The following is an 11,747-nucleotide window of genomic DNA, read 5'->3' on the forward strand; positions in this document are numbered from 1 at the left end:
CCGCCGCCACTGTCGGAACCGGCAGGCGTCGCGGTCATCGCGCGGTGGTAGCCTGCGCTTCCGTTGCTGCCGCCGTTCGCGGCAGCGTTCCCACCATGAGCTCAGATCCTGTGAGGTTCGCCATGCGCATCGATAGCGAAGGTTCCGCCATCCGTACCGTTTCCACCCGCCGCGCGCCGCGCGCGCTGCTCGCGGCGCTGTTGCTGGCGGCGATCGCGGTGCCGGGCGCGGCCTCGGCGCACGGCACCATCACCTGCAAGCTCAAGTTCTCCATGTCCGGCTGGTCGGTGTTCTACAAGACCTCCTCCGGCCGCGGCACCATCAGCTGCAGCAACGGCCAGAGCATGGCGGTGAAGATCAGCGCCAAGGGCGGCGGCCTGACGGTCGGCAAGTCGCGCATCGACCACGGCACCGGCGAGTTCTCCGGCGTGCACGGCATCAGCGACACCCTGGGCAACTACGCCACCGCCGAAGCGCATGCCGGCGCGTCCAAATCGAGCAAGGCCCAGGTCATGACCAAGGGCGAGGTCTCGCTGGCCTTGGCCGGCACCGGCCAGGGCTGGGATCTGGGCGTGGCTTTCGGCAAGTTCACGATTTCGCGCTGACGCGGCGCGCTCGGTGGCTGGCGGATGAACGCGCGCGCGCCCGGCGGTTTGATCCGGGCGCATCGCCCCCGATCTAGTACTTGGTTGAGTCGATAGCCACCGCCCGCTGCGCGATCGCAGACGCCATAGGACCGACGGTCCGAGGGAGCCCGCCATGACCGACAAACTCAAGACCCGTTTCTTCGCCCTGACCGCGTCCGTAGTGGCCTTGCTGGGCGCGTCCGCGCATGCGCAGGACCTGCCGGCGGGCTGGGACCCGCGCAGCGGCGACGGCTGGGTCGATGCGTGGTTGGGCGACATCAGCCGCTACGGCGCGCGTTATCGCGAACCGTTCGTGGACGAGATGGTTCGCTACTACGGCGCGCCGCGCGAGTTGGTCAGCGATCTGCTCGACCGCCGCCACTGGACGCCGGGCGATGTCTACTACGCCTGCGCGATCGCCCAGGTGCTGGGCCGTCCCTGCCGCTACGTGGTGGACGAGTGGGACCGCGATCATGTCGAAGGCTGGGGCGGGGTGGCGCTGCGGCTCGGGGTGAAGCCCGGTTCGAACGAGTTCCACAAGCTCAAGCGCGGCTTCGTGCCGACCTACGACCGCTGGGGCCGGCCGATCGTCATCGACAGCGAATTGCGCCGCGATTTCCCCAATCGCCCGTATCGCGATTACGCCGATGCCGCGCCGGTCAAGGGCAAGGCCGGCAAGGACGGCGGCGACAAAGCCCACGGCGGCAAGGATAAGGACAAGGCCAAGCCGGGCAATCGCGGCCACGGCAAGGCGCCGGGGCAGGGCTGAGCGCGGCGGTTGACGTGATTCCGGATGACGGCGGCCGCGAGGTCGCCGTTTTTGTTCGCGCGTTTGCCCGGCGCGAAAGTTCGCGCGCCCAGGTGGCGCCGGCGCGCCGCCCGGCGGCTATCATCGCCCCATGAACGACTCCTCCTCTTCCGCCAACCCCACCCCGATCGAGATCGTCGGCGAGGTGCGCATCGTCGGCTTCCATCCGCGCTGGCGCGAGGATTTCGCCCGCCTCAACATCGAATGGCTGGAGCGCTGGTTCAAGGTCGAACCGGTCGATCGCGAAGTGCTCGGCGATCCGCAGACTCATCTGCTCGACGGCGGCGGCCGGGTGTTGTTCGCGGTGGACGGCAGCGATCGCGTGCTCGGCACCGTCGCCCTGCTGCGTCACGACGACGGCCTGGTCGAGCTGACCAAGATGGCGGTGGAACCGGCGCTGCGCGGCGGCGGCATCGGCCGCAAGCTGATGCACGGGGCGATCGAAGCGTTCGTGCAGATGGGCGGGCGCGAGCTGTTCCTGGAATCGAGCAAGAAACTCGGGCCGGCGCTGAAGCTGTACGAAAGCGTGGGCTTCCGCCATCACCCGGCGCCGCGGCCGGGCTCGCATTACCAGCGCGCCGATGTGTACATGATCTGGGAACCCGACTCGGCGAAGTGACTCGCCGCGACAGTTGCCGGATTGATACGGCTCAGGCGACCACTTCGTCTTCCTGCCGCTGCTGCAGATCCCACATCTGCGCATACACCCCGTCCATCGCCAGCAGCTGGCTGTGGGTGCCGCGTTCGAGGATGCGGCCGGCGTCCATCACCAGGATCTGGTCCGCATCCATCACCGTCGATAGGCGATGGGCGATCACCAGGGTCGTGCGGCCCACCGCGAGCCGGTCCAGTTCGTCCTGGATCGCGCGTTCGGACTTGGAATCCAGGGCCGAGGTGGCTTCGTCGAAGATCAGGATCGAGGGGTTCTTCAGCAACGCGCGCGCGATCGCCACGCGCTGCTTCTCGCCGCCCGACAACTTGAGGCCGCGTTCGCCGACCGGGGTTTCGTAACCGTCGGGCAGGCCGACGATGAAATCGTGGATGTGCGCGGCGCGCGCCGCCGCTTCGACGTCGGCGTCCTGCGCTTCGGGCCGGCCGTAGCGGATGTTGTAGCCGATGGTGTCGTTGAACAGCACCGTGTCCTGCGGAACGATGCCGATCGCGCCGCGCAGCGAGGACTGGGTCAGCGCGCGCAGATCGCGGCCGTCGATATCGATCGCGCCGCTGTCGATGTCGTAGAAGCGGTACAGCAACCGCGCCAGCGTCGATTTGCCCGAGCCCGAATGGCCGACCACCGCGACGGTGGCGCCGGCGGGAATCTCGAAATCGATGCCGCGCAGGATTTCGCGGCGGGTGTCGTAGCTGAAATGCACATCGCGGAACGCCACGCTGGGCTGCGCCGCGGTCAGCGTCTGCGCGTCGGGCGCATCGCGCACGTCCTGGCGTTCGTCGAGCAGGCCGAACAATCGCTCCATGTTGGTCAGGGCCTGCTTCACTTCGCGGTACATCATGCCGAGCATGAATAACGGCGCCGACAGCTGCAGCAAGTAAGCGTTGACCAGCACCAAGTCGCCGACCGTCATCGTGCCCTCGACCACGCCGTGCGCGGCCAGCCACATCATCGCCGTCACGCCCAGCGCGACCACAAGGCTCTGGCCGAGATTGAGCACCGCCAGGGTCTTGATCGACATCACCATGGAATTTTCCACATGGCGCAGGTTGTCGTCGTAGCGGCGCGCTTCGTGTTCTTCGTTGTTGAAGTACTTCACCGTCTCGTAGTTGAGCAGCGAATCCACCGCGCGTTCGTTGGCGCGGGTATCGGCCTCGACCTGCGCGCGGTAATAACGCGTGCGCCATTCGGTCACCGAGAACGTCCACGCGCCGTAGAGCACCAGGGTGCCGACAGCGACCGCGCCGAAGCGCCAGTCGTAGATCCACACCAGCACCGTGGTTACCATCGTCACTTCCAGCAGCACCGGGACGATGGTGTAGATGGTCCAGTCCAGCAGATCGGCGATCGAGCTGCCGCCGCGCTCGACATCGCGGGCGACGCCGCCGGTGCGGCGGGCGAGGTGGAATTTCAGGCTCAGCCCATGCAGATGCCTGAACACCTGCAAGGTCACCTGGCGCGAGGTGCGCGCCATGACCCGCGCGAACACCACCTGGCGCAGTTCGGTGAACAAGGTCACGCCGATGCGCGCGATGCCGTAGGACAGCAGCAGGCCGACCGGCAGCAGCAGCGGGGTCACCGGCACGTTGAGGCGGTCGATCAGATGCTTGAGCGCCAGCGGCACGTACAGATTGACCAGCTTGGCCGCAAGCACCATCGCCAGCGCCAGCGCGATCCGGCCCACGTAGGGCCGCAGGTACGGCAGCAGCGAGGCGATCACCGACCATTCGCTGCGCCGCTCGCTGGCGCGCGCGACCGGCGCGGCCCCGTCGGTGGGATTGTCGGCGGCGGGCGTCTGGACGGGCGGGATGGCGGTCATGCGGTCCTTGGCGGGCGGTGGCGGCTGAGGATAGAACCTCAAGCGCGCTTGCGGTCAAGCCGAAAGCGGCGCGACCGCGGCGGCGCGCTCGAAAAGCGCGGGCGAGGCATGGCATCCTGGGCGCGGCCGCGCGCCGCCGCAAGGCGCCGCGCTTGTGCGATCCGCCGCGCCGGCATGGCCGCCGGGGCGGTGACTGGAACCAACCGCAGTCGATCAGCCGTATCCGAGCAAGGAGCAATGCAGGCATGACAGCCGTGAAAGGCGGATTCGCCGCCGTGATGTCCGTGGTGACGCTGTGGATCGGTGCGGTCGCCGCCGCGCCGCAACAGATGCGCCCGCCGGGCGACTTCGAGGTCTTTCCCGATCCGGCCGCGCTGCCGAAGGAGCCCTCGCTCAGCGCCTGCTTCCTGCTGTTCGACGTCAACGGCGGCGAAGTCCGGCGTTCGCCCGCGCAAGGCTGCGCGCGCCGGGTCGCGCCGGGAGAGACCTTCGAGATCGCCGCCAATCTGGCCGGCCTGGACGCGGGCACGGTGCGCGGCAACGCCGCGACCCGCGGCGCGCAGAACCTGGAAGCGGCCCTGGGCTATGCGCCGCCGGGCGATGCGCGCGAACTGGTGCAGAACCTGGGCGCCGGCCGCATGGGCGAGTACCTGAGCCGATTCACCTACGGCAACGCCGACACCCGCAGCGGCGGCGAGTACTGGAACGGCGGCTCGCTGGAAATTTCGCCCAGCGAACAGATGCATTTCCTGAGCCGTCTGTTCCGCAACGAATTGCCGGCCAGCCGTCAGGCCATGACCGAAGTGCAGTCCATGCTGGGCCCGCCGCCGGAAGTGATGGTCGGCCGCAACGGCGTGGCGGTCGTGCGCGTCCCGCGGATCGGCGACACCTCGGTGATCGGCAAGAGCGCTTCGCTGGTGGTCGGCAATGAAGCCATCAGTTGGCAGGTCGGCCAGATCGATCGCGGCAGCCGCCGCTTCGTCTTCGTCAGCTGCGTGACCGGGCCGCGCAGTCTGCCGCGCAACGCCGCGGCGGTGTTGGCGGCGGCCGAGTTGCGCAACGGCGGCGCGCTCTAAAACAACCCGCACGCGAACGGCGGCGCGGACGATCCGCGCCGTCGCCTCAGTCCCGCGCCTTCACCCGCTCCCAATCCAGCCCGAACCGCGCCAGATACTTGCGCAGCCGGTCGGCATCGTTGCTGCTGGCCTTGCTTGCGCGCGACACCGCGAACAATTCGCGGCCGGCTTGCGACAGGTTCTTGGCCTGAGCGCATACGCGCAGCACGTCCTCCAGTTGCACGCGCTCGAAACGGTCCAGGCGCGCGGCGTCTTCGCCGAGCACGCGTTCCAGCGCCGAGGCCTGCGTCGGCGCGCCGTGCCATTGCCGGCGCAGGCGCGCGATCTCCTCTTCGACCAGATCGATGCGGATGCGTCCGCCTTCGGCCAGGGTCGCCAGACGCATCACCGATGCGCCCAGATCGCGGAAGTTGCCGCTCCAGCTGGCCTCGCCGCCGCGGGCGAAGGCGAGATAACGTTCGCGCGCTTCCTTGTTGAACATGACCCGCTGGTGGTTCTCGCGCGAATGCCGTTCGAGTTCGAAATCCAGATTGGGCTCGATGTCTTCCGCGCGCTCGGCCAGGCCGGGCAGGCGGTAGGTCCACAGATTCAGCCGCGCCAGCAAGTCCTCGCGGAAACGGCCTTCCAGCACCGACACCTGCAAGTCTCGGTTGGTGCCGGCGATCAACTGGAAATCGCTTTCGACTTCCTTGTCGCCGCCGACCGGCAGGAAGCGTTTCTCCTCCAGCGCGCGCAGCAGCATGGCCTGTTCGTCCAGGCCCAGTTCGCCGATTTCGTCCAGGAACAGCAGGCCCTGGTGCGCCGAACGCAGCAGACCGGCGCGATCGGCCGAAGCGCCGGTGTAGGCGCCCTTGATATGGCCGAACAAGGTGCTCATCGCGCCGTCGCCGCGCAGCGTCGCGCAGTTGACCTCGACGAAACGCCCCGGCAGTTGATGCTTCTGCTTCTTCAGATCGAACACCCGCCGCGCCAGCTGGCTCTTGCCGGCGCCGGTCGGGCCCATCAGCAGCATCGGCGACTTCGAGCGCGTGGCCACCGTTTCGATCTGCTCGATCATGCGGTTGAACGCGGGATTGCGCGTGGCGATGCCGCTCTTGAGCAGGTCGCGATCGTGCAGGCGCTGCTCGGCGAAACGCTGGGCGATGCGGTCGTAGCGCGACAAGTCCAGATCGATGAGGGCGTACGAACCCGGGTCGGTGCCTTTTTGTTTGCGCGGCGGCGCGGTCTGCAGCAGGCGACCGGGGAACAGGCGGCTTTCGGTGAGCAGGAACCAGCAGATCTGGCTGACGTGGGTGCCGGTGGTGATGTGGACGTAGTAGTCCTCTTCCTCGGGGTGGAAGTCGTAACCGCGCACGAAGTCGTCGAGCACGCCGTAGACGGCTTCGAAATCCCACGGATCGGCGAGGAAGGTGTCGTGGCGACGGACGCGGGTCTCCGGCGAGACCTGGGCCAGATCCTCGCCGACCTGATGGGCGAGTTGAGCAAAGCGGCGCTCATCGACCAGCAGCTCCAGCCGGTCGAGCAGGAAATCCTCGTGCATGCCCAGCGACACCGTCGGCCGCCACTTCTCCCAGCGGCCCGGGCCATAGCCGGCCGCATCGAGCTGGGTGCCGAGCATGCCGATCACTACTTGGCGTTTCATGGTGATCCGATTGGATAGATTCTTATCCTTAAGTATAGATATTTTAAGACTGAGAAAGGCGACCGGAATCTGGATATTCAGTTAAATTCGTTTTAAATCAATATGATGATGCTCCGCCTTCGAAGTTGGCACGGCACTTGCTCTGGTACAGGCAAGTCCCCAACCGGAATGCCCCGATGGCCAACTTCAATCTCTTCGCTTCCGCCCGCGGCGCTTCGGCGCCGGCGGCCACCTCGCGCAACGAGGCCGGCGGCTTGGCCTATGCGCGTCGCCCGCAGACGGCGCTGGCGCTGTACGCGGCCACCGGTTGCTTGAACAACACCTACTACGCCAGCGCCGAGGAGCAGCTCGATCACGTGCTGAGTTTGTGCGCGCAGGTCGAGCCGGCCTTCGTCGCCAAGACCGCGATCCACACCCGCCAGCGCGGCCATATGAAGGACATGCCGGCGCTGTTGCTGGCCAGCCTGACCACCCGCGACGGCGCCGCGTTCGAGCGCGCGTTCGGCCGGGTGATCGACAACGGCCGCGTGTTGCGCACGTTCGTCCAGATCGTGCGCAGCGGCCGGATCGGTCGCAAGTCGCTGGGTTCGCAGCCCAAGCGCCTGGTGCGGCAGTGGTTGGACAACGCCTCGGTGGAGCAGTTGCTGGCCGCGGCGATCGGCCAGCAGCCCTCGCTGGCGGACGTGATCAAGATGGTCCACCCCAAGCCGGCCGATGCCGGGCGCGCGGCGCTGTATGCGTGGCTGATCGGCAAGCCGTTCGACGAAGCGGCGCTGCCGGCCAAGGTGCGCGCATTCGAGGCCTTCAAGCGCTCGACCGATGCGCCGATGCCGAAGCTGCCGTTCCAGTACTTCACCTCGCTGCCGTTGAGCGTGGCGCACTGGACCCAGTTGGCGCGCACGGTGTCGTGGCAGACGTTGCGCATGAACCTCAACACCTTTCAGCGTCACGGAGTGTTCGCCGACCCGGCGGTGGTGACCGAGATCGCCGCGCGTCTGGCCGACGCCGATGAAATCCGCAATGCCCGCGTGTTCCCGTACCAGTTGTTGAGCGCGTATCACGCCGGCGGCGAATTGCCGGCGCCGATCATCGCCGCCCTGCAGGACGCGATGGAGATCGCGACTGGCCAGGTGCCGGCGCTGCAGGGCGAGGTGGTGGTCACGGTGGACGTGTCGGGTTCGATGGGGTCGCCGATCACCGGTTACCGCAAGGGCGCGACCAGCAAGGTGCGATGCGTGGACGTGGCGGCGCTGATCGCGGCGTGCATCCAGCGCAATCATGCGGCCGCGCGGGTGATGCCGTTCGACACCGAGGTGCGTGGGTTGCGGCTGAACCCGCGCGACAGCGTCACCACTCAGGCGGCGCAGTTGGCGTCGTTGTGCGGCGGCGGTACCGCGGTGAGCGCACCGCTGGCGCAGTTGAACCGGGAGAAGGCCAAGGTCGATCTGCTGGTGATGGTGTCCGACAACGAGAGCTGGCGTGATACCCGCAGCGGCGGCGCGACCGCGACGATGCGCGAGTGGGCGCAGATCAAGGCGCGTTGCCCGGATGCGCGGCTGGTTTGCATCGACTTGCAGCCGACCGCGACCAGCCAGACGGTCGAGTCGCCGGACGTGTTGCATATCGGCGGCTTCAGCGATGCGGTGTTCGATCTGTTGGCGGTCTACGCGGCGCAGGGCAGCGATGCCGCGCGCTGGGTCGAGCGGATCGGATCGATACCGTTGTAAGGCGGCGCAGGGATCGCGCCGCCGCGGCGCAAGGACGCGCCGCGACGCGAACGCAGGGAGCGCGTTCGCGAGGACGGGAGAGGATGCCCGTCCGCCGCACGCGCCAGGCAGGTGCGAGGCGGCACAGGATGCGGCCGGCGGACAATGGGGTCCGCCGGCCGGCTTCGAAGGATTTGAGTTTGTCGTTGTATTGCGAATGCTTGGCGAAACTACGCCTATCACGTGCCAGGTCGCGGGTTCGAGTCCCGCCCGCCCGCAAGGTCGGTAGCTCAGTCGGATAGAGCGGGAAAACGTTTCGTCGCCTTTTGTCGCAATGCAAGGACATCGGGTTTGCGAGTGGGTTCGGGTCGGACTGGATCGGCCCGGCCGTCGTACTGCGAATGCTTGCGAAACTACATCGGGACTTACAGGCGCGGGTTCGAATCCCGCCCGCCGCGAGGCGGTAGTTCAGCCGGGTAGAACGGTAGGTAAGTCGTTTCGCGGAAAGACTTGTCGCAGCGCGCCGGTTTCATGTTGTTCGAGCCGTGCGCTCATCGTTTCGCCGCTGTATCGCGAATGCTTGTGGAACTACATTTAATCCTGGTGTCGTGGGTTCGAATCCCGCCCGTTGCGAGACGGTAGCTCAGTCGGTAGAGCACAGAATGTTCCGCATCACCCTGGTCGCGATGCATCGGTTTTTGTTTCAAGCGCGTCACGACGCGAATGCGGGCGGAACTACAACCTCCAACGTCCCACGTTCCGCTTTTACTGGTCGCATCGTGCCACGCCCTTTACCGCCGCGAGCGGTCGCAACGCCCCGTGCGCTGAACAGCGCTGGCCGCGCGCACCGCAACGCTGCATCCTTCACTTTCCCGCCGGCCGCGAGCGCCGGCGGGAGGCAGGGCCGCAAGGCCCGCAACACAGAGAGTAAGACCATGAACGCCAATAGCAACGCCGAAGTCCATTACGACGTCATCAACGAGCCGGGCGCGGTGCCGATCAAGCACTGGACCCGCGGCGTGCCGCTGGAAGACGAGGCGCGCCGTCAGCTGCAGAACATCGCCAAGCTGCCCTTCATCCACCGCTGGGTCGCGGTGATGCCCGACGTGCACCTGGGCAAGGGCGCGACCGTGGGTTCGGTGGTGCCGACGGTGGGCGCGATCGTGCCGGCGGCGGTCGGCGTGGACATCGGCTGCGGCATGATCGCGGTGCGCACCACGCTGATGGCCGAGGATCTGCCGGACCAGCTCGGCGCAGTGCGCGCGGCGATCGAGAAGGCCGTGCCGCATGGCCGCACCGTCGGCCGCGGGCAGCGCGACAAGGGCGCCTGGGCGAATCCGCCCGAGGCCTCGTTGCAGCGTTGGGCCGGGCTGCACGAGGGGTTCGACCGCATCATCGCCAAGCATCCGAAGCTGGAGCGCAGCAACCACTTGAGCCATCTGGGTACGCTCGGCACCGGCAATCACTTCGTCGAGGTCTGCCTGGACGAGGAGAACCGCGTGTGGTTCATGCTGCACTCCGGTTCGCGCGGCGTCGGCAACGCGATCGGCAGCCACTTCATCGAGCTGGCCAAGCAGGACATGCGCCGCTGGATGATCAATCTGCCGGACCAGGACCTGGCGTATCTGCCCGAAGGCAGCGAGCACTACGACGACTACGTGTTCGCGGTCGAGTGGGCGCAGCAATTCGCCCGCAATAATCGCCAGATCATGATGCAGCACGTGGTCGAAGCGGTGCGCACGGTGATCGCCAAGCCGTTCCAGGCCCAGGCCGAGGCGGTCAACTGCCATCACAACTACGTCAACCGCGAGCATCATTTCGGCAAGGACGTATTGGTGACGCGCAAGGGCGCGGTGAGCGCGCGCAAGGGCGAGCTGGGCATCATTCCGGGCAGCATGGGCGCGAAGAGCTTCATCGTCCGCGGCCTGGGCAATGCGGACAGCTTCCATAGCTGCAGCCACGGCGCCGGCCGCGTGATGAGCCGCACCGAGGCGAAGAAGCGCATCAGCCTGGACGACCATGCCAAGGCGACCGCGCACGTGGAATGCCGCAAGGACGCCGACGTCGTGGACGAGTCGCCGGCCGCGTACAAGTCGATCGACGCGGTTATGGCCGCGCAGAGCGACCTGGTCGAGATCGTGCATACCCTGCGTCAGGTGGTGTGCGTGAAGGGTTGAGCGGCGGCGCCTCGGCGATCGCTTTTCGCAACGCACTGCGCGGCAATCGAAATCAGGTAACGGCACGGACCGTTCGCACAGGAAAGGAGTACGGGCGGCCGCAAGGCCGCTCACTGTCATGGATCGCAAGATGGAATTGATCGAAATCAGCGGGCAGGAAGGCGGCGGACAGCTGCTGCGCACCGCATTGAGCCTGAGCCTGTGCACCGGCACCGCGTTCGAGATGCAGCACATCCGCGCCAAGCGTTCGCGCCCGGGCCTGATGCGCCAGCATCTGACCGCGGTCGGCGCGGCGGCGCAGATCGGCCGCGCCCACGTCGATGGCGCGCAACTGGGCGCGACCACGCTGCGCTTCGTCCCCGGCCAGGTGCAAGCCGGGCGCTATCGTTTCTCGATCGGCACCGCCGGTTCGGCGACGCTGGTGCTGCAGACCGTGCTGCCGGCGCTGTGGTCTTGCGCGCAAGCTTCGGAGCTGATCGTGGAAGGCGGCACCCATAATCCGCTCGCGCCGAGCGCGGACTTCATCGCGCAGGCCTATCTGCCGGCGCTGCGCCGCATGGGCGTGGACACCACGTTCGCGTTGCAGCGCCACGGTTTCTTCCCCGCCGGCGGTGGCAGCGTGCAACTGCGTGTGTCGGGCGGCGCCCAGCTGGGCCAGTGCGCGTTCGATCAGCGCGACCCGGCGCCGCGCCTGGAGGCGACGGCGTTGTTGTCGGCCTTGCACGACCAGATCGGCTATCGCGAACTGCAGCTGATCGGCGAGCGCCTGAGCCTGGGCGAGGACGCCCTGCACCTGCGCCGCGCCGCCGATGCGCAAAGCCCCGGCAACGTACTGATGCTGCGCGTGAGCGGCGATGGGCAGCACACCGAGTTGTTCGACGCGCTCGGCGAACGCGGGATCAGCGCCGAACAGGTCGCCATCGGCGTGGTCAAGAAGGTCGAGAACTATCTGGCCTCCAGCGCCGCGGTCGGCGAGCACCTGTCGGACCAGTTGCTGTTGCCGATGGCGCTGGCCGGCGGCGGCGAGTTCACCACCGCCTTCATCAGCGATCACTTGTCCAGCAATGCGCGGCTGATCGAGAAGTTCCTGCCGGTGGAGATCGATTGGGTGCAGGTCGAGAAGCGTTGCTGGCGGGTGAAGGTCAGCTCTTGAAGGCCATCCGCCCAGAAGATCGCGGCGATCTTCCGGGCGGTTCGGCGCGCGCGCGAATCGCCGTGTTGCG

General features: G+C 67.3%; 9 protein-coding genes. 7 read left to right on the forward strand and 2 right to left on the reverse strand.

Annotated features, from left to right (window positions below):
- Positions 1–122 precede the first annotated feature (122 nt).
- The 3 genes from AB4Y92_RS21805 to AB4Y92_RS21815 all read left to right on the forward strand — a co-directional run bounded on the left by AB4Y92_RS21805 (position 123) and on the right by AB4Y92_RS21815 (position 2,053).
- Entirely contained in the window at positions 123–605 is a 483-nt protein-coding gene (locus tag AB4Y92_RS21805; protein ID WP_057944289.1) for a hypothetical protein, read from the forward strand.
- A 154-nt stretch (positions 606–759) separates the two neighbouring features.
- Positions 760–1,395, forward strand: coding sequence for a hypothetical protein (locus tag AB4Y92_RS21810; RefSeq protein ID WP_441821566.1), 636 nt, complete (start codon positions 760–762; stop codon positions 1,393–1,395).
- Between the two features lie 130 nt (positions 1,396–1,525).
- Entirely contained in the window at positions 1,526–2,053 is a 528-nt protein-coding gene (locus AB4Y92_RS21815) for a GNAT family N-acetyltransferase (protein ID WP_441821567.1), read from the forward strand.
- A 31-nt stretch (positions 2,054–2,084) separates the two neighbouring features.
- Here the strand turns inward: AB4Y92_RS21815 and AB4Y92_RS21820 are convergent, their stop codons facing one another.
- Positions 2,085–3,923, reverse strand: coding sequence for an ABCB family ABC transporter ATP-binding protein/permease (locus AB4Y92_RS21820; protein WP_441821568.1), 1,839 nt, complete (start codon positions 3,921–3,923; stop codon positions 2,085–2,087).
- Between the two features lie 245 nt (positions 3,924–4,168).
- On the opposite strand from AB4Y92_RS21820, the gene AB4Y92_RS21825 reads away from it, so the two are divergent.
- The gene (locus AB4Y92_RS21825) at positions 4,169–4,999 is read left to right on the forward strand and encodes a penicillin-binding transpeptidase domain-containing protein (RefSeq protein ID WP_441821569.1); all 831 of its coding nucleotides are present in this window, start codon (positions 4,169–4,171) and stop codon (positions 4,997–4,999) included.
- Positions 5,000–5,045: 46 nt separating this feature from the next.
- Here the strand turns inward: AB4Y92_RS21825 and rtcR are convergent, their stop codons facing one another.
- Entirely contained in the window at positions 5,046–6,641 is a 1,596-nt protein-coding gene (gene rtcR / locus AB4Y92_RS21830; RefSeq protein WP_441821570.1) for an RNA repair transcriptional activator RtcR, read from the reverse strand.
- A 176-nt stretch (positions 6,642–6,817) separates the two neighbouring features.
- Here rtcR and AB4Y92_RS21835 point away from each other — a divergent pair, with 176 nt between their 5' ends.
- The 3 genes from AB4Y92_RS21835 (at position 6,818) to rtcA (ending at position 11,677) form a co-directional block, all read left to right on the forward strand.
- Entirely contained in the window at positions 6,818–8,368 is a 1,551-nt protein-coding gene (locus AB4Y92_RS21835) for a TROVE domain-containing protein (RefSeq protein ID WP_441821571.1), read from the forward strand.
- A 914-nt stretch (positions 8,369–9,282) separates the two neighbouring features.
- The gene (locus tag AB4Y92_RS21840; RefSeq protein ID WP_441821572.1) at positions 9,283–10,524 is read left to right on the forward strand and encodes an RtcB family protein; all 1,242 of its coding nucleotides are present in this window, start codon (positions 9,283–9,285) and stop codon (positions 10,522–10,524) included.
- Positions 10,525–10,654: 130 nt separating this feature from the next.
- Positions 10,655–11,677: an RNA 3'-terminal phosphate cyclase gene (rtcA, locus tag AB4Y92_RS21845; protein ID WP_441821573.1), complete on the forward strand. Its 1,023-nt coding sequence runs from the start codon at positions 10,655–10,657 to the stop codon at positions 11,675–11,677.
- Positions 11,678–11,747 lie beyond the last annotated feature (70 nt).

The sequence above is a fragment of the Lysobacter sp. TAB13 genome (assembly GCF_052113885.1).
Classification (GTDB): Bacteria; Pseudomonadota; Gammaproteobacteria; order Xanthomonadales; family Xanthomonadaceae; genus Lysobacter; species Lysobacter gummosus.